Annotated in this window: 13 protein-coding genes; 5 read left to right on the forward strand and 8 right to left on the reverse strand. The window is 47.1% G+C overall.

The features are described from left to right. The first annotated feature begins 131 nt into the window (after positions 1 to 131). The gene (gene blaOXA / locus MJO46_RS15535) at positions 132 to 989 is read left to right on the forward strand and encodes a class D beta-lactamase (RefSeq protein ID WP_253990098.1); all 858 of its coding nucleotides are present in this window, start codon (positions 132 to 134) and stop codon (positions 987 to 989) included. Positions 990 to 1,068: 79 nt separating this feature from the next. On the opposite strand, the gene MJO46_RS15540 is transcribed toward blaOXA, so the two are convergent. Then, entirely contained in the window at positions 1,069 to 1,980 is a 912-nt protein-coding gene (locus MJO46_RS15540; protein ID WP_253990099.1) for a LysR family transcriptional regulator, read from the reverse strand. Between the two features lie 121 nt (positions 1,981 to 2,101). On the opposite strand from MJO46_RS15540, the gene MJO46_RS15545 reads away from it, so the two are divergent. The 3 genes from MJO46_RS15545 to fusA all read left to right on the forward strand — a co-directional run bounded on the left by MJO46_RS15545 (position 2,102) and on the right by fusA (position 10,854). Continuing rightward, on the forward strand, positions 2,102 to 6,655 hold the full coding sequence (locus MJO46_RS15545; RefSeq protein ID WP_253990100.1) for a biotin carboxylase N-terminal domain-containing protein: 4,554 nt from the start codon (positions 2,102 to 2,104) through the stop codon (positions 6,653 to 6,655). A 156-nt stretch (positions 6,656 to 6,811) separates the two neighbouring features. Beyond that, positions 6,812 to 8,263: a diguanylate cyclase gene (locus tag MJO46_RS15550; protein WP_253990101.1), complete on the forward strand. Its 1,452-nt coding sequence runs from the start codon at positions 6,812 to 6,814 to the stop codon at positions 8,261 to 8,263. A 497-nt stretch (positions 8,264 to 8,760) separates the two neighbouring features. Further along, complete coding sequence (gene fusA, locus MJO46_RS15555; RefSeq protein ID WP_253990102.1) at positions 8,761 to 10,854, forward strand: elongation factor G; 2,094 nt, start codon at positions 8,761 to 8,763, stop codon at positions 10,852 to 10,854. 142 nt (positions 10,855 to 10,996) lie between these two features. Here the strand turns inward: fusA and MJO46_RS15560 are convergent, their stop codons facing one another. Beyond that, positions 10,997 to 11,878: a LysR family transcriptional regulator gene (locus MJO46_RS15560; RefSeq protein WP_253990103.1), complete on the reverse strand. Its 882-nt coding sequence runs from the start codon at positions 11,876 to 11,878 to the stop codon at positions 10,997 to 10,999. A gap of 94 nt (positions 11,879 to 11,972) precedes the next feature. Between MJO46_RS15560 and MJO46_RS15565 the strand changes: the two genes are divergently transcribed. Next, on the forward strand, positions 11,973 to 12,125 hold the full coding sequence (locus MJO46_RS15565) for a hypothetical protein (protein WP_253990104.1): 153 nt from the start codon (positions 11,973 to 11,975) through the stop codon (positions 12,123 to 12,125). Positions 12,126 to 12,345: 220 nt separating this feature from the next. Here the strand turns inward: MJO46_RS15565 and napB are convergent, their stop codons facing one another. The 6 genes from napB to MJO46_RS15595 all read right to left on the reverse strand — a co-directional run bounded on the left by napB (position 12,346) and on the right by MJO46_RS15595 (position 18,742). Continuing rightward, on the reverse strand, positions 12,346 to 12,777 hold the full coding sequence (gene napB, locus MJO46_RS15570; RefSeq protein WP_253990105.1) for a nitrate reductase cytochrome c-type subunit NapB: 432 nt from the start codon (positions 12,775 to 12,777) through the stop codon (positions 12,346 to 12,348). Continuing rightward, on the reverse strand, positions 12,774 to 13,748 hold the full coding sequence (gene napH, locus MJO46_RS15575) for a quinol dehydrogenase ferredoxin subunit NapH (RefSeq protein ID WP_253990106.1): 975 nt from the start codon (positions 13,746 to 13,748) through the stop codon (positions 12,774 to 12,776). The genes napB and napH overlap by 4 nt, the downstream gene beginning before the upstream one ends. Before the next feature lie 11 nt (positions 13,749 to 13,759). Continuing rightward, positions 13,760 to 14,494, reverse strand: coding sequence for a ferredoxin-type protein NapG (gene napG / locus MJO46_RS15580; protein WP_253990107.1), 735 nt, complete (start codon positions 14,492 to 14,494; stop codon positions 13,760 to 13,762). A gap of 51 nt (positions 14,495 to 14,545) precedes the next feature. Continuing rightward, complete coding sequence (gene napA / locus MJO46_RS15585; RefSeq protein WP_253990108.1) at positions 14,546 to 17,026, reverse strand: nitrate reductase catalytic subunit NapA; 2,481 nt, start codon at positions 17,024 to 17,026, stop codon at positions 14,546 to 14,548. Continuing rightward, complete coding sequence (locus MJO46_RS15590) at positions 17,023 to 17,307, reverse strand: chaperone NapD (RefSeq protein WP_253990109.1); 285 nt, start codon at positions 17,305 to 17,307, stop codon at positions 17,023 to 17,025. Before MJO46_RS15590 ends, napA begins: the two co-directional genes overlap by 4 nt. Before the next feature lie 832 nt (positions 17,308 to 18,139). Further along, on the reverse strand, positions 18,140 to 18,742 hold the full coding sequence (locus MJO46_RS15595; protein ID WP_253990110.1) for a response regulator transcription factor: 603 nt from the start codon (positions 18,740 to 18,742) through the stop codon (positions 18,140 to 18,142).

The raw sequence follows: 18,742 nt of genomic DNA on the forward strand, positions 1-18,742 counted from the left end.
ATAACAGAACTTGCTTGCCTCTTTTTTGCCACAATTGGTCAGCAGTTTGCTAGGGAAGGGAAAAACGCTAAGTGATAGCCTTAATCACTTTTTTAGTTCATTGGATTTTTGTGTTTCGACAAGGAGAATTTATGCGTTTGTTCGCTATATCAGCTGCGCTGGTGGCGTCTGCTATCTTGGTCGCCCCAGCTTTTGCCTCTACTGCGGCTAAGAAGGAGTGGCAAGAAACCCGTGCTTGGGATGCCATTTTTACTCAGCAGCATACTCAATCCGAGCAAGCTATGTCACAACAAGCTCTGCCAAAACCAGTCCAGGGCGTAGTGGTGTTATGGAACGAAAATACGCAGCAAGGGTTTAGCAATAATCTTAAACGTGCCAACCATAGCTATTTACCCGCATCGACCTTTAAGATCCCCAACAGTTTGATTGCCCTCGATCTTGGGGTTGTTAAGAATGAGCACCAAGTCTTTAAATGGGATGGTAAAAACCGCGATATTGCCGCTTGGAACCGCGACCATGACTTGATTACCGCGATGAAGTATTCGGTCGTGCCCATCTATCAAGATTTTGCTCGTCAAATCGGCGAAGCTCGCATGGGCAAAATGCTTGATGCCTTCGATTATGGTAATGAGGATATTTCGGGAAACTTAGACAGCTTTTGGTTAGATGGTAATATACGGATCTCTGCCACTGAGCAAATCGAATTTTTGCGTAAGCTGTATCACAACAAACTGCATGTGTCTGAGCGCAGTCAACGTATCGTTAAACAGGCCATGCTGACCGAAGCGAATGGCGACTATATTATCCGAGCCAAAACCGGATACTCGACCAGAATTGAGCCTAAAATTGGCTGGTGGGTCGGTTGGGTAGAACTCGATGATAATGTGTGGTTTTTTGCAATGAATATCGATATGCCATCGGCGGATGATTTGTCATTACGTCAAGCCATCACTAAGGCCGTATTGAAACAGGAAAAAATTATCCCTTAGCTGCAAGGATTATATCCAGTAGTTCAAACAATAAAGCCTAGCGGATAAAGCTAGGCTTTTGCTATCTAAGGGAAAAATGTTAACCCATTAACGATTGCAGGCTTTCTTGGCTGCTAAAACGTTTTACAAAAAAGTCCAAAAACACGCTGATATTAGTGGCGAGTTGGCGACGGCTGGAATACACACCGTAGACCTTAAAGGGCTCGATTGGCCATTCCTGTAAAATAGGGACCAGCTGTCCATTGGCGAGCTCATTCTTACAGGCAGAATTTGACAGCATGGCGATGCCAAAGTCATCAATGGCGAGCTGTTTTACCATGACGGGGCTATTGACCCGCACTTTACGCTGAAAGTTAACCATGGTTTTACGGGTTCCCTTACCTAAGGGCCAGATAGGTGCCGAGCGCGAGGTGCCTAATAAAATGCCACTGTGTTGACTGAGTTCCTGCGGCGTAGCAGGGGTGCCCCTGAGTTTTAAATACCCCGGACTTGCCACTAGAATAGGTTGACGTTCAAACAGTAAGCGGGCGACGAGATCAGAGGATTGCAGTGGGCCATATTTGATAGCTATGTCATATCCTTCACCCACCAAACCTATATCGTTGTCGGTAAACTGGACATCTAATTCCACATTGGGATATAAACGCATAAATCCGCTACAGAGGTTAGCGATTAATTCTTGGCTAAATGACACAGGGATCGCAATCCGTAATGACCCTGACACATCATCGTGAGTATTCTCGATAACAGCCTTGGCCGCTTCCACCTCATTGCGAATGGAATCACAGTGTTGATAAAAGAGTGCCCCGACTTGAGTCAAACTTAAGTTGCGGGTGTCGCGCTGTAATAATCGCACGCCAAGTTGTTCTTCAAGCTGCGCGATTTTGCGACTGATGGTGGATTTTGGGTGGCCTGTTTCACGTGCAGCTTGGGAGAATCCCTTCGCTCTCACTACGGCTGCAAATAGCATCATACCGTTTAAATCTGGCATGTTTTTCCCACTGTCTCATATTTGGAACAAAGCGTCTTATGCAGTTTAATGGCATTTGACGGGATAACAAAGTTATATTTATTGGCTAAAAATTTTCAGAGGCTAAGCAGAGGATCTTTTGATGACCAGCAATAATCAGCCCACACACATGACTCAAGCCCAAACGCCCGATCCACTTTTTTTACAAGCCGAGCATTTGGCAAAGGATTTTTCTCTGTTTCCTAAACACAGTAAACAGAGCTTATCAGATGAAATTAAAGGTCTTTTAAGCGAGGATGCCATTCAGGCAAACTTGAAAGACTTGGCATCTTTAGATGTCGATGGTTACGTTGCGAAAGTGATCCAGCCGACCCAAGATAAAGGTCGTCCGGGTGCTAAGCGTATCATCGCCGATCTTAAGGGCCGTTTGATTACTGAAACTCACTTGGGCTCTTTTTATAGTGCTGAGATTGAGTTGAACTTTGGTTCGCGCACTCGTCGTGTTGGTTTTATCGCCCAAGAGCGCACTACTGCAAACGGTGCTTGGATGCCTGAGCATCACTACGCCGCCTGTAAGGCGATTCGTCATTTTGCCGAATTGTCTATGCCAATTATCTATTTAATTGACACCCCAGGGGCGGATGCGGGCGAAATCGCCAACAGCCAAAACCAAGCCCATTCTATTTCTAAAGCCATCGCAGAAAGCGCCAACGTTGACGTACCGACAGTCGGTATCGTTATCGGTGCCGGTTACTCTGGCGGCGCGATTCCATTAGCCGCAGCCAATATTCTGTTGTCACTGCGTGATGGTATTTTCAACACGATTCAGCCACAGGGTCTGCAAAGTATTGCCCGTAAATACAATTTATCCTGGCAAGAATGTGCTAAATCGGTGGGTGTATCGCCAGAAGAGCTTTATACCTCGGGTTGTATCGACGGCATTATTGACTTTTCACCGAGTGATCGTGATGAGCGTCAACACAATTTACGCCGCGCCATTATCAGTAGTATCGAAGCCGTTGAACGTGCCGCAATGAATTTTGTGCGTGAATCGAGTGATTTACGTGAGCACTATGACCGTAGTTTGGCGCGTTTCCTCAATCCATCGAAGAATCTGATGGCCTTGGAATTGAACGCTGAATTGGCCGTAGCCAGCAGCCCAACCATGCATCTAAACCTGTTTGGTAGTGCCTACCGTTACCTGCGTTATTTAACACTTCGTAGCCGTATCCATTCGATTTCCCAGGAGCAGTATGGTCGTCTGTCCCGTGCGAGTGTGCCAGAAGGCGACTTGTTAGCACGTATCCAACAGGAACAGGACCGCGTATTCCAAGCTTGGTTATCAAGCCCAGATAAATTGGTTTACGACGAAGACTTAAACAAGCTGTGGGCTAACTTTGTTACTAAGCGTGATGAGGTATCGACCGAGCGTAATATGTTGACTCGTTTGATTTTGGGTGAACCGAAAGAAAACTATAAAAAAGCGCGTAAGGCCTTGTTATTTAACATTGGTTGGTCTCTGTATCACCGCTGGAAGAGCAATGCGGCAAACAACTTCAAAGGGCTTATTCAGCACTTAGAAAATCTGCCAAAGTCAGTCACTCAAGCTAAATGGCCTGAGCTAAACCAGCTGACAGTGCTCGATGTAGTAGTCAATGAAGAACTGCGTGAAGACTTTATTTGGCAATGCCATAACATCCTGATTTTTAATGCCTTGTACGACAACGTCGTCGGCAGCTTAGCGTCAATTGCTAAAGAAGCCATGATGTCGAAAAGCCTTTCCCGTAACTCAGTAAACAATTTGCTGCATAAGTCGATTGACCATGCGTTGTCGACCCAAGATACCGCAAATGATAAAGCCAAATTCTACAAGTGGCTCAAATACTTTATGGGTCAATCTAACCGCGCCGATCTATTGGTGCGCGTAGAGCAGTGGAAGAGTGTGGGTTTCCCGCAACTTAACGACAGTTTATTCGTGGTATTGACTTACTTCTTTGAGCGTTTGTTACCCGAGTATTTTGACAGCGAAAGCGATACCAGCAAGTACACTGGCGCGATCAACCCTGTGCGTATCGGTCGTCGCAAGGACTTCTGGAACCGTTTGACCATGGGTTATCAGGATCTGTTAATCCAAAAAGTGCTACGTGACGAAAAACGTGCCGGCAATATGACCTGGGAAAATATCATCAAGCAATTCTTTACTCGCTTCGATGAGATCAATGGCGACAAAATGTCGGCTAACCTGCTGAACTTCCCTGGTTTCCGTCTCTCAATCGAAGATGCATTGGACAAAGGCATTCGTCCTTGTGGTCTGATCACAGGTATTGCTGACTTTAAAGAAAAAGGTCAAAAAGTCCGTGTGGGTGTGGCTGTGTCTAACACCGCATTCCAAGCGGGTGCATTCGATATGGCGAGTGCCGAGAAATTCTCTGCGCTGTTGATTGAATGTGCTAAACGTAAACTACCCGTAGTGTGCTTTATCAGTTCAGGTGGTATGCAGACTAAAGAAGGTGCTGCGGCGCTCTTCTCTATGGCGGTAGTGAACGACCGTATCACGCGCTTTATTCGTGATAACGAATTGCCTGTACTGATGTTTGGTTTTGGCGATTGTACCGGTGGTGCGCAGGCGAGTTTTGTGACTCACCCATTAGTGCAAACTTACTACCTGTCTGGCACTAACATGCCATTCGCGGGGCAAATGGTGGTTCCGGCTTACTTGCCGTCGACTGCGACTCTGTCTAACTACCTGTCGAAAGTGCCAGGTGCGATGGCGGGCTTAGTCCATAACCCATTTAGCACAACCTTAGATAGCCAGTTGGCGAGCATAGATCCTTTGATGCCAATGCCTACGGCCAAAATTAACGACGTTATCATCAACGCACTGTCGAGACTCGTGGTTGAAGCACCAGTTGAAGATGATGTGATCGTCCAAAGCGATCCTCGTAAGCTGATGAAGCCAATCAACAAAGTATTGGTTCATGCCCGTGGTTGTACCGCAGTGAAGCTGATCCGTAAGGCCCATGATAATAATATCAATGTGGTATTAGTGGCGTCGGATCCGGATATGACTTCAGTGCCAGCGGATATGCTGAAAGACACCGACAAGTTAGTTTGCCTTGGTGGTAACACCTCGGATGAAAGTTACTTGAACGCCTACTCAGTGCTGAAAGTGGCCGAATACGAGCAAGTTGATGCACTGCACCCTGGTATCGGTTTCCTATCCGAGAGCCCACAATTTGCGGCCTTGTGTGTCAATAACGGTGTTAACTTTGTTGGCCCTAGCGTGCATTCAATGACGACTATGGGTAACAAGTCGAACGCAATTAAGACATCGCAAGCGCAAAATGTGCCAGTAGTACCAGGTTCACACGGTATTCTGACCAACGCCGAACAAGCGGTGAATGTGGCGAGCGAAATTGGCTATCCAGTGTTGCTTAAAGCGGTACAAGGCGGTGGCGGTAAAGGTATTCAGGTCGTTAAACGCCCTGAAGACATGATTGGATTATTCCAAAAGACGGCTACCGAAGCGGCTGCGGCCTTCGGTAACGGCGACTTGTACTTAGAAAAGTATGTGACTTCATTGCGTCATATCGAAGTGCAATTACTGCGTGACAAGTTTGGCAACGCCAAAGTGTTAGGTCTGCGTGACTGTTCGGTACAACGTAACAACCAAAAAGTCGTTGAAGAATCTGGCTCAACCATGTTGCCAGAGGAGCTTAAAAAGCAGGTATTGGCTTATACCCGTGCTCTAGGTGATGCGACTGACTACATGGGCGCAGGTACCGTCGAGTTCATCTATAACTTAGATGCAAACGAAGTGTACTTCATGGAAATGAACACCCGTCTGCAGGTTGAGCATCCAGTGACTGAAGCGACCTCGGGCATAGATATCGTCAGCGCACAGTTTGATATCGCTGCGGGCCGCTCGATTGAGCACTTAGAGCCGAAAGAAATTGGCTATGCGATGGAAGTGCGTGTGACCGCTGAAAAGGCAGCGCTCGATAGCCATGGCATACTGCAGTTGATCCCAAATCCAGGCAAGATCACTGAATGTGTGTTCCCTGATCATCCGGATGTAGAAATTATTTCAATTGCCGCGCCAGGCAAAGAAGTCTCGCCATACTACGATAGCTTGATTGCGCAAATCATTATGCGCGGTGAAAACCGTGAAGATGTGATTGCCAAATTACATGCTTATCTGGATAGCGTAGTGCTGAAAGGTATCGCGACAAACATTCCGTTACTGAAGCTCATCTTAAATGATGGCACCTTCAAGGAAGGCGTATACGACACTAACTACTTGCCACGCTTTATGGCTGAGCTTGATATTCCTGCGCTGATCGCAGAAATGGAAGCCGCGGCAGAAACCGTAAGTGTCGATACTGAGTCCCTACGTGTGGGTGAAAGTAACGAACTGAAAGTGTTAGCCCAAGGCGCGGGTATCTTCTATACCTCGCCTGCACCGGGTGAACCTGATTTCGTGAAAGAAGGCGATATTGTTACCGTTGAGCAAACCTTAGCGCTGACCGAAGCGATGAAGATGTTCTCGCAGGTCAACTTGGCCGGCTTTAACCGCCAGGGCGCCGTACTCTATCCTGAGGATCAGAAGTATCGCATCGAGCGCATCCTGAACAGCAATGGTCAGCAAGTGTCGCAAGGTGACTTACTGTTTGTGGTATCACCAGTAGAGGCATAAATACCTAGCCGAACCTTATTTAATACCCGCCAATTTGGCGGGTATTTTTTTATCTGCTCGTTAAGGCGATTGGGAGGCCGATTGGTATTATCCCTGCATCGCATATACACTTTTAAATCTAAATCAGCTAAGTCTTGCGTTTACTTGAGAATATTGATGAATAGTCGGTATTGGTTGCTAGCCTTGTGTCTGTTTTCACCTTTGAAGGCATATGCCGAGCACTTGGAGCTCACCAATTTAAGGGGGACACAGGAAAGTACCGAAACCAGTGAAATGGTTGTTCGCTATTGCGTTGATCCTGACTGGTTGCCCTACGAGGCCATTCGTGACGGCAAGCATGTGGGAATATCCTCCGACTATATCCAATACATTCAATCCCACTCGCCATTAACATTCCGTTTAGTGATCACCCATTCCTGGAGCGAAACCTTGTCTTTCTTGAAGGATGGGCGTTGTGACTTGACTCCATTACTGAATAAAACCGCTTCGCGGGAGCAGTATTTGTACTTTAGTCAGGTGTATTTCCGCTCACCGAATGTGCTGGTTTCGCTGAAAGAACAACCATTTTTGCAGGGATTTGACAATATAGGTGGGCGTACTTTAGCAGTGCCTAAGGGTTATCGATTGGCGGAATATATCCATCAATATTATCCCCAAGTTCGGACTATCACAGTGGATAGTGAGCCTGAGGGGCTTGAGGCTGTGCTTGCTAAACGAGCGGATTTGTTTGTGGGTTCAATGTATTCCGTAAACGCCTATATCCAGCAAACGGGGTTTAATGGCCTTAAAATTGCTGGTTGGGGTGGGCCTGAAGATGAATTACGCATAGGGGTCAGTTTAGGGAATGAGGCATTGTTGCCCATCATCAATCGAGCCCTAGAGGCTGTCGATGAACTGGAACGGATTGGGATTTACCGAAAATGGAATAATGTCACTATTATCGATGAAACCAATTATTTACTGATTTACCAAATTATTGCCGCGACCTTGCTTATAATCTTTATCCTTGGATCACGTACTTACTTAATGGGTCGGTATAACCATAGATTAACTGACAAGAACCAACAGCTAGAAAGGTTGCATCAGCAACTTGAGCTGAAGAATACCGAGCTGGAGTTTTTATCGACCCACGATCCCCTGACCAAGCTTTACAACCGACATTACTTCAATCGATATTTTATGGATGATCATCGGGTATCTGAGCAGGTAGATCCCGCCATGTGCCTAGTGATGGTGGATATCGACTATTTTAAAGAAATTAATGACACCAATGGGCACACTATAGGCGATAAAATTCTTATTGAACTCTCAGTGCTATTGCAACGCTGTGTGCGTGATAGCGATGTGGTCGCGCGTTGGGGCGGGGAAGAGTTTGTGATCCTTTGCCATCAATCTTCTATCCCCTTGGTTGAATCGTTATGTCAAAGGATTGCAGGGACGATAAGGGAGCATGAATTTAGTGATGGCGTACGTTTAACTTGCAGTTTTGGCATAGCAAAGCTGATGGAAAATGAGCCGATGCAATCCTGTTTCGAGCGAGCCGACAGGGCATTATACCAAGCTAAACTACAAGGCAGAGATCGAGTTTGTGTCGATGAAGTGCTCTAACCTTTGAAAATTTAACGGCAATCTGTGCTTTATACCCAAACAAGCTTGAAACTCGTATCTTCGGGTTGCTTGGGTATTGCATCGACATGGGTCATTTTAATTAAGTGAACCCGCATTTATCCGATTAATTGACCCGAGTTTAGTGTTAATTGGTTATCGTTGTCGTAGCGGGTAGGGGGCATTGGCTGTTGTTTTAGTGCACCCGTAGGCGATAAAAGATGGGAAAAACGTCAATATTATTTGAAATCCACTATTTTCTAAGGTTTTTATCAATTGTTTGAAATTTAAGCTAAAGTATTTTACTTGGTTGTTTTTATATGTTTTTCTTCGAATATTTTTCAATTTTACCGCCACTTTATTGTGAAAAAGTGCAAGAGCCATTTGCGCAGAGCTAGGTTCCAATTTACAATATGCGCCTAAAATAATCTGATGTGCGGTGTGTCGGTTGTTTGTCGCATACTCCGTCTACTTCTTAAACTAATCATTAAAGTTGAATCATGACCGAATTATCCAAATACAGAAACATTGGTATCTTCGCTCACGTTGACGCGGGTAAAACCACGACCACCGAGCGTATCCTCAAGCTAACCGGTAAAATCCATAAGTTAGGTGAAGTTCACGATGGTGAATCAACAACAGACTTCATGGTTCAGGAAGCTGAGCGTGGTATTACCATTCAGTCTGCTGCCGTAAGTTGCTTCTGGAAAGATCACCGTTTCAACGTTATTGACACCCCTGGGCACGTTGACTTCACAGTTGAAGTTTACCGTTCTCTGAAGGTGCTTGACGGTGGTATCGGCGTATTCTGTGGTTCTGGTGGTGTTGAGCCTCAATCAGAAACTAACTGGCGCTATGCTAACGAATCTGAAGTTGCTCGTATCATCTTCGTAAACAAGTTAGACCGTATGGGTGCTGACTTCCTACGCGTTGTTAAGCAAACTAAAGACGTTTTAGCTGCGAACCCAATTGTTATGGTTCTGCCTATCGGTATCGAAGACGAGTTTAAAGGTGTTGTTGACCTATTAACCCGTAAAGCTTACATATGGGATGATTCTGGTATTCCAGAAAACTTCGTTGTGACTGACGTTCCAGCTGACATGGTTGATCAAGTTGAAGAATACCGTGAAATGCTGATCGAATCTGCCGTTGAGCAAGATGACGCTCTGATGGAAGCTTACATGGAAGGCGAAGAGCCATCTATTGAAGACCTGAAGCGTTGTATCCGTGCGGGTACTCGTACTATGGCATTCTTCCCAACATACTGTGGTTCTGCGTTCAAGAACAAAGGTATGCAACTGGTTCTTGACGCTGTTGTTGATTACTTACCAGCGCCAAACGAAGTTGATCCACAGCCTTTAACTGACGAAGAAGGTAACGAAACTGGCGAACACGCTATCGTTTCTGCCGATGAGCCATTAAAAGCGTTAGCGTTCAAAATCATGGACGACCGTTTCGGTGCTCTGACTTTCGTACGTATTTATTCTGGCCGTTTGAAGAAAGGCGATACCATTCTTAACAGTGCAACTGGTAAGACTGAACGTATCGGCCGTATGTGCGAAATGCACGCAAACGACCGCATCGAAATTGAATCAGCTGAAGCTGGTGATATTATCGCTATCGTGGGCATGAAGAACGTGCAAACTGGTCACACTCTGTGTGATGTTAAGCACCCATGTACATTAGAGGCCATGGTGTTCCCAGAGCCAGTTATCTCTATCGCAGTAGCGCCAAAAGATAAAGGCGGCAGCGAGAAGATGGCTATCGCTATCGGTAAGATGATCGCTGAAGATCCATCTTTCCGCGTAGAAACCGACGAAGATTCTGGTGAAACCATCCTTAAAGGTATGGGTGAACTTCACTTAGATATTAAAGTAGACATCCTGAAACGTACTTACGGTGTTGAGCTGATCGTAGGTGAGCCACAAGTGGCCTACCGTGAAACAATCACTCAAATGGTTGAAGACCAATACACCCACAAGAAACAATCTGGTGGTTCTGGTCAATTCGGTAAGATTGAATACATCATCCGTCCTGGTGAGCCAAACTCTGGTTTCGTATTCAAATCTTCAGTTGTGGGTGGTAGCGTTCCTAAGGAATTCTGGCCTGCAGTTGAGAAAGGTTTCGCGAGCATGATGAACACTGGTACTATCGCTGGCTTCCCAGTGTTAGACGTAGAGTTCGAATTAACTGACGGTGCTTACCACGCAGTTGACTCATCAGCTATCGCGTTCGAAATCGCTGCTAAAGCGGCATTCCGTCAGTCTATCGCTAAAGCTAAGCCACAACTTCTTGAGCCAATCATGAAAGTTGACGTGTTCAGCCCAGAAGACAACGTGGGTGACGTGATCGGTGACTTAAACCGTCGTCGCGGTATGATCAAAGACCAAATCGCTGGTGTGACTGGTGTTCGTATCAAGGCTGACGTACCGTTATCAGAAATGTTCGGTTACATCGGTTCACTACGTACAATGACTTCTGGTCGTGGTCAGTTCTCTATGGAGTTCTCACACTACACGCCATGTCCAAACAGCGTATCTGAAAAAGTTGTTGAGCAAGTTAAAGAGCGTAAAGCTGCTGAAGCTAAGAAGTAATTCTTAACTCAACACCAATAGAGACCGCTGCTAAGCCCTAGGCTAGCAGCGGTTTTTTTATGGGCGATACATTCTGGTAGACGGTAGACGGTAGACGGTAGACGGTAGACGGTAGACGGTAGACGGTTCAAGAATTCACCATTTACGCTTTTTGTTTACTTAATTCCAGCAAGGCATTGGCCGCGGGGGTTAAGGGTAAACTCTGGCGCCAAATCAGTGCTAAATCCCAAGTCAACGCGGGTTGCATTGGTTTGAAGACGAGTTTACTGGTGCTTAATCTATGGCATATCGGCTCTGGTAGAATCGCGACGCCCATGTCGGCCTCCACCATAGCCGCTAGAAAGTCCCACTGACCGCTACGAAAGGCAATATTGAGTTGCACCCCTGCTTTACGGCTTAGGCGGTTTATCAGTTTAGCGAGGGAGAAATCTTCGTTATAGAGGATAAAAGGATAGGGCTCAAAATCCTGCCATTGGATCTGGGGCTTATCGGCTAGGGGATGTCCCTCAGGCAAACAAGCGAGTAATGGATACTTCGTTAGAGGTTGATTGACTAGCTCAGTTTCATGGGTTGTTGGCAGTGCGGTAAAGGCGATATCTAAACTGTTATTCAGCAGCGCCTGCTCACAGCCAAAGCCGCCATATTCATACATCTGCAGTTCGATGCCTGGGTAGCGCTTACGGAAGCTGGTAAGTAGGCCGATAATCAGGCTGCTCATCATAGGGCATACACCTAATCTTAATCTGCCGGTTTTAAGGCCACTCAGGTTACTCATATCCTCTTGCAATCTATGCCATTGGCCCAAAATCTCCCGGGCGCTGTGCTCAAATATCTGGCCCGCTTGGGTTAGTTCAACCTTTTGATTATTCCGAATAAGTAATGTCTCCCCTAGGCTCTCCTCTAGCCTTTGGATGATCTTGCTCAGCGTCGGCTGAGTGATAAAACATTTTTGGGCGGCGCGGGTAAAGTTTTCTGTCTCCACTAGGGTCAGAAAACACTGCAAGGTCTTGATTGGAATATTCATGCTTAAATGGAATCCATTGTATGGCGTTAATTCATTTTACTGATGATGGCCTAAGTATTACTTTGAGCTTGTTAACAGAACAGGAGATTTACCAATGAAGTCAATGTCAAGTTTATGGGTAGGTGCTTTGTGGCAGGCGGCTATGCCTGTTGCAAAGGAAGTGCAAAAAGCTAAAGCGGCGCAAGCGACACAAACGGCTCCAGCGGGTGGTTTGCACAAAGCAAAACAACAAGTAAACCCAGCCTAGGCTGGGTTTCTACTTTTAAGCCTTCTTCGATTTCTACGCGTTTTTTCCCCATCTTATTTTTGCTTCCTGACTCTCACATTTTCCCAGCGCTTTACGCCCAGATGCCGCTTATTCTTCAAGGCTCATTTTTCAATGCTTATTGTTCAAGGGGCAGTTAGCAATACTTAAAAAGTAAAAAGCCACTGGGTGAGCAGTGGCTTTGCGGGCAGGGGAGTAGAGTTTATTGGTTTGAGAATTTATTCTCGACTAAGGGCGTCTTGTTTTCCGCCTGTGCTACGTGGCACTGGGTACAGAAATAGTTATGACCCTTAACAGTGCCTTTATCATCAAGCACATGGGATTGAGCCACTGGGGTTGCCTTCATGCGTTTGGCTTTATCCCAACTATGGCAAGTTAAGCAGCCATTTTTATCTAAGGTGATTTTGTAATCGTCCTTATGGGGGATAAGTGGCGGTTGATCGCTAAAGCTACGCGCTAATGCGGTTCCACGACTTGGATACACTGGCATAGCATCGGCTGGGCGGATATCGGTTATTGCGCTATCACCCGCGAGGGATTTGATATTTACAGGTGCTGCCTGTGTGTCAGCTTGTTGGCCTGAGCAGCCGCCGATGGCTAATACAATCGCGGCTGAGGTGAGTATTTTTTTCATTGGTCATTCTCCGCCTTGGGGGCAATGTGTTGACGAATTGGTGAAGAGTTAGATGGTGGCTGACTATTAGTCGAGTCACCTGTATTTAGTTGAGTCTGAGTGGCCGTAAAGCGGGTTTGATAGCGAAATACGCGTTTAGCGCAAACATCGATACAGCGTCCGCACTGGGTGCAATCTGGGCTTAGGATGATGGGATTCGCCCCCTTGAGTGCTGGTTTTAGTACTTGTCTTTCGGGGCAAACCGCAAAACAGTCCATGCAGTTGTCACAGGCACTGGCCTTGCTGGCGACTATCTTGATGGGACTCCATTTGCCAACTAAGCCAAATAGGGCGCCCGTTGGGCACAGATGACCACACCAAGCGCGCTCGGCGATAAATAGATCCAGCAGAAATATTGCCGCTAAGATCCATAAACCACTAAGACTGCCAAATAGCACGGCGCGATAGACTAAGGGCACGGGATTAATCCATTCCCAAATCAAGCTGCCCGTGAGCAGTGGCAATAACAGCACAAGAGCTAACAGGTAGTAACGTAAATTGCGCGGTAACTCGCTGGTGCGAGGAAGCTTGAGTTTACGTCTGAGCCAGCTTGCCATGTCGGTGACGAGATTAACTGGACACACCCAACTGCAGAAAACACGGCCACCGGCTAGGGCATAAAACGCTGTCACTAGGCCCGCGCCGATTAATAGACTGAGTTCTGGAATATGTCCTGTTAACAGCAATTGCATGCTCGCCAGTGGATCGGCAAAGGGAATAGTGTCGAGCAGTAAGCTGGCCGATAAATTACCTTTAAAGAGCCAAATCCCCAGCAGCGGCCCCAGTGCAAATAAGCCTAAAAGGCCTAGTTGCACAGTGCGCCGTAGCAGCAAATATTTATGTGCACCAAACCAGCCGAGTTCAGCAATGGCGGCGGCATGCTCGCCCTGCATGTTAGCTTGGGCTTTTGAGTTCACAGCTTTTGTGCTCATAGACTCATTGCTCATAACATCAGCCCCTTATTCAACATCTCTAGGGTGGTTTCCTCGGTGTTGAGATAAGTGTCATGCTCCGCGGCTTTACCGAGTGCTAATGCCGTCGGTAAGACTTTTATTGCGGCGGTATCGAGCACGCAGGCGTGCTCGCATTTACCACAACCCGTGCAGGTATCGCTGTTGACTGTGGGTAAAAACATGGCGTGGTGATCGCTCTGGCTGTTGCGCTGGCGCTCTAAGGTGATGGCATCATCGATTAACGGACAAACCCGGTAACAGACATCGCAGCGTAATCCCTTAAAGTTCAGGCAATTTTTCTCATCGATCAGTACCGCAACGCCCATTTTTGCATCATTAATGTGTTCAAGCTGAGGACCAAGCGCACCCGATGGGCAGGCTTTTATGCAGGGAATATCCTCACACATTTCGCAGGGAATGCGTCTTGCGGTAAAGAATGGTGTGCCAGTGGCGGCACCATCGAACCAACGTGCCAGCGATAGCGTGTCGTAGGGGCAAGCCTCAACACACAAACCGCAGCGCACGCAGGCCGAGAGAAAATCGCTTTCTTCAAGGGCGCCCGGCGGTCTGCAAGCTTGGGAGGCGAGCTGGCCTTGGCTTTTTGCCGTTGCCGTTAAACCTAATCCCACGAGCCCCATTACACAGCCAGCCTTAGCCGTCGTTGCCAAAAATTGGCGACGGTTGACTTGTTTGGCTGTGAATGCACTCTTAGCTTGCTGACTCACCTTAGACTCCTTAATTGCTATCAAATAACGCAATCGCTATCAAATGAGGGCTTACGCCTTCATTACTTTTACGGGGCACTTCTTATAGTCAGTTTCTTTTGACAGTGGATCGGTTGCATCCAGAATCAACTTGTTGACTAACTGACGCGCATCGAAGAAGGGCATAAACACCACGCCGCGTGGCGGTTTGTTACGGCCTTTGGTTTCGACACGGGTTTTGACCTCACCACGGGGAGAAGCGACGATCACTTCATCACCACGTTGTACTCCACGGGCCTTAGCGTCTTCTGGATGCATAAAGATTTGTGCATCGGGATAGGCGCGGTAAAGCTCAGGCACGCGGGCGGTCATCGAACCTGTATGCCAGTGTTCGAGTACTCGGCCGGTTGACATCCACAGATCGTATTCTGAGTTAGGCTCTTCTGCTGCAGGCTCATAGGGCAGGGCGAAAATTACCGCTTTGCCATCGGGTTTACCGTAGAATTTAAAGCCTTCGCCAGCTTTAACATAAGGATCGCTACCTTCAACGAAACGGCGCAGGGTTTCTGTGCCATTGACCACAGGCCAGCGTAGGCCGCGGGTTTCGTGGTAACGGTCAAAGTCGGCTAAATCATGGCCATGGCCGCGACCGAAGGCGGCATATTCTTCGAAGATGCCTTTTTGTAGATAGAAGCCAAAGTGCGCGCTTTCGTCGTTTAAGTCGCCCTTGCAATCGGTAGTCGGGAATTTGTTGATGACACCATTGGCAAACAGTACTTCATAGAGGGTCTTGTCAGCGTATTCGGGCTGTTTGACGATAAGCTCAGCAGGCCAGACTTCAGACACTTTAAAGCGTTTTGAAAACTCGACTAATTGCCAGAGATCAGACTTGGCACCTTCAGGCGCTTTGACCTGTTGATGCCACATATGGGTGCGGCGCTCGGCGTTACCGTAGGCGCCTTCCTTCTCGACCCACATAGCGGTTGGCAGAATTAAGTCAGCCGCCATGGCGGTAACTGTTGGGTAAGGATCGGATACCACGATAAAGTTTTCAGGGTTACGGAAACCTGGGTAAATTTCATCGTTAATATTCGGGCCGGCTTGCATGTTATTGGTACACATAGTCCAGTAACAGTTTAGCTTACCGTCTTTAAGCATCCGGCTTTGCAGCACGGCATGGAAGCCTGGTTTGGGTGGAATCGTGCCTTCTGGAACCTGCCACATTTTTTCAGTGATGGCGCGGTGTTTATCGTTGGTCACTTCCATATCCGCGGGTAAGCGGTGGGCGAAGGTGCCGACTTCACGGGCAGTACCACAGGCTGAAGGTTGGCCTGTCAGTGAGAACGGGCTATTACCCGGTGTGGCGATTTTGCCTGTGAGTAAGTGGATGTTGTAGAGCATGTTGTTTGCCCATACACCACGTACGTGCTGGTTGATACCCATGGTCCACAGACTCATGATCTTCACCTTAGGATCGGCATAGGCCTTGGCTAAGGTTGTTAATTTTTCAGGCTCTACGCCACTCATCTTCGCCGCATATTCCAGCGTATAGGTGCTGACAAACTTAGCGTATTCTTCGAAGCTGATAGGGCTAGATTTGCCATTGCCAGGGTTTTTGGCTTTTTTCTCTAATGGATGATCCGGGCGCAGACCATAGCCGATATCATCCACACCTAGGGCAAACTTAGTATGTTTAGTCACAAAGTCGGTATTTACGGCTTTGTTTTGGATGATGTAGTTGGCGATATAGTTGAGGATCACTAAGTCAGACTGTGGGCGGAACACCATAGGGTTGTCCGCTAAGTCGAAGCTACGGTTCTCGAAGGTGGATAGCACGTGTACGCGGCAGTCTTTGTGGCTTAAGCGGCGGTCGGATAAACGTGCCCACAGGATCGGGTGCATCTCGGCCATGTTGGCGCCCCAGAGCACAAAATGATCGGCTACTTCTAAGTCATCGTAACAACCCATAGGCTCATCGATACCGAAGGTGCGCATAAAGCCACCCACGGCCGATGCCATACAATGGCGGGCGTTGGGGTCGATATTGTTGGTTAAGAATCCGGCCTTATGCAATTTAGAGGCGGCATAACCTTCCCAAATGGTCCATTGGCCCGAGCCGAACATACCGATAGAAGTCGGGCCCTTAGTGGCTATACTGTGTTTCCACTTAGCGGCCATAGTATCGAAGGCGACATCCCAGCTTACTGGAGTAAACTCGCCTTCTTTGTGGTATTTGCCATCTTTCATCCGTAGCAGCGGTGTGGTTAATCTGTCCTTGCCGTACATGATTTTCGACAGGAAGTAACCTTTAATACAGTTTAATCCACGGTTAACTGGGCTTTCAGGATCGCCTTTAGTGGCAACCACTTTACCCGCTTTGGTACCGACTAATACGCTACAACCCACACCGCAAAAACGGCAGGGGGCTTTATCCCACTTGATATTATCTGACTCGGCGGCTTCAACCATTTTCACGGGAAGCGTTACGCCAACGGCCGTCGCAGCGGCAACCGCTGCGTTAGCCTTGAGAAATTCGCGGCGGCTAATGCTCATAGTGTTTCCTCACTCTCTTTTTCTAACAGTTCTTGTTCTAGGGGTTCTACTTGGTGGTAAATCAAACTGGCGGATAGCACGCCGGACAGGGCATTGATGGCTTCAACGTTGTCGAGAATGGCTTTTTGGCTATCCCCTTCGAGGGTGACAACCAATTTACCTTCGGGTGTCACGGCATGAATATCGCAGCCTGCTAACCCAGCAATATTGGCCTCAACCTGTTGCAAGGCATTGGGGGCAGCATGTACCACAAGGCTGGTGACATGGTATTCCTGACTCATAGCGGGTGACCTTTAAGTGGTATTCACTCATTTACTGGAGATAAAAACGGGGTAGCTGAGTGTTGATATTGGCGAGTCTAGACCTGATAAAAATTGTGGGTATACCTCCGAAGGGGTATTGGAAGGGATAGTCGATCCGGATCAAAGTTTTACGCGTGATCTAACTCTCAGTTTGAAATTTAAGCAGTCAGCCCCTTTGATGCAATATCAAGGCTACCAGTGACTCGTCTGCTAAATAGGGGAATTGCAGTGGAATTTATTTTCTATATCACCGTCACTAAAGGCTAAACAGTTAAACACACAGGTACTCGGGAAGTCGTTTGCCGCGATGAAATATTCTCGAGCATACAAGAGCTGAGAGAACAGTTCCTAAAACGCAAATGGACTGGCAAGTTATTCTTATTAGTAGATGGTAGTTAAATCAGATGGTTAACGAATAAATTTGACGAAGTCTTAACCGAAGCAGACTTAAAGGAATCGCTACATGGTATTGAGAACATTTTACTTTTTACGTCATACCTACATTACATAACGTCATTCCTACATTACATAGCAGCTACAGGCTGGCGTGAATGTGGAGATCTTGCCTAAACAATGCGGTACCAGTATTGCCATCATTAAATAACACTACAGATACATGATGCCGAAGATGTACAGTAAAGAGCTGTCGGGTGTTGACCTAGCCAAAACTAAATCCAAAGTAAAAACCAAAAGAACGTCTCTGGCGTTAAGCTCTACTTCGGCAAACAAACTAAGCAGTTCAAAGAGTGGCAAGCTAGTTACAAACAGCGAGGCTGCATTTAAGGGCTATGTCTGAAACCCAGTATATGAGCTATAAAGGTTTATTATTTGCCAGCAACCAAGCGAGTTCGGCGGCGTTACTCACCTGCATTTTTTGCATGACTTTTTGCCTGTGCAACTCAATGGTTCGCTGCGCGATATCCAGCTCCGCCGCAATGACTTTGTTCATTTTCCCCGCCAGTATGCCTTCCATCACCTGCGTTTCACGCTGGCTGAGGGTGGCGAGTCGATTGGCGATGTCTAATTGCAAATTTTGTTGTTGCCATTTTTGCTCAGTATGTTGTTGGGCTTGGGTTAAAAGCTGAAATAGCTTCTCACCATCAACGGGTTTTTCAAGAAAATTGAGTGCGCCTTGTTGGATGCAGTCTACGGCCATGGCAATAGTGCCGTGACCGGTGAGCATGATGACGCTGATTACACTTTGCGCTTGATTTAAATGGCTTAGCAGTGCGACGCCATCCATACCTGGCATTTTGATGTCGAGCAAAAGTACGGCGGGTTGCTTGATATCAACGCTTTTTAAAAACGTATCCGCAGCGTTAAAGCCTTTGCAGTTAAGCCCCATCCCTTCAAGCATCCAGCTTAACGAATCCAGTACATCTTGATCATCATCTACAAGGTAAAGTGGTGTCAT

Source organism: Shewanella sp. KJ2020 (assembly GCF_024197625.1).
Taxonomy (GTDB): domain Bacteria; phylum Pseudomonadota; class Gammaproteobacteria; order Enterobacterales; family Shewanellaceae; genus Shewanella.

Coding starts and splice junctions, on each gene's coding strand:
- blaOXA (WP_253990098.1), top strand. CDS start 132: ATGCGTTTGTTCGCTATATCAGCTGCGCTGGTGGCGTCTGCTATCTTG.
- MJO46_RS15540 (WP_253990099.1), bottom strand. CDS start 1,980: ATGCCAGATTTAAACGGTATGATGCTATTTGCAGCCGTAGTGAGAGCG.
- MJO46_RS15545 (WP_253990100.1), top strand. CDS start 2,102: ATGACCAGCAATAATCAGCCCACACACATGACTCAAGCCCAAACGCCC.
- MJO46_RS15550 (WP_253990101.1), top strand. CDS start 6,812: ATGAATAGTCGGTATTGGTTGCTAGCCTTGTGTCTGTTTTCACCTTTG.
- fusA (WP_253990102.1), top strand. CDS start 8,761: ATGACCGAATTATCCAAATACAGAAACATTGGTATCTTCGCTCACGTT.
- MJO46_RS15560 (WP_253990103.1), bottom strand. CDS start 11,878: ATGAATATTCCAATCAAGACCTTGCAGTGTTTTCTGACCCTAGTGGAG.
- MJO46_RS15565 (WP_253990104.1), top strand. CDS start 11,973: ATGAAGTCAATGTCAAGTTTATGGGTAGGTGCTTTGTGGCAGGCGGCT.
- napB (WP_253990105.1), bottom strand. CDS start 12,777: ATGAAAAAAATACTCACCTCAGCCGCGATTGTATTAGCCATCGGCGGC.
- napH (WP_253990106.1), bottom strand. CDS start 13,748: ATGAGCACAAAAGCTGTGAACTCAAAAGCCCAAGCTAACATGCAGGGC.
- napA (WP_253990108.1), bottom strand. CDS start 17,026: ATGAGCATTAGCCGCCGCGAATTTCTCAAGGCTAACGCAGCGGTTGCC.
- MJO46_RS15590 (WP_253990109.1), bottom strand. CDS start 17,307: ATGAGTCAGGAATACCATGTCACCAGCCTTGTGGTACATGCTGCCCCC.
- MJO46_RS15595 (WP_253990110.1), bottom strand. CDS start 18,742: ATGACACCACTTTACCTTGTAGATGATGATCAAGATGTACTGGATTCG.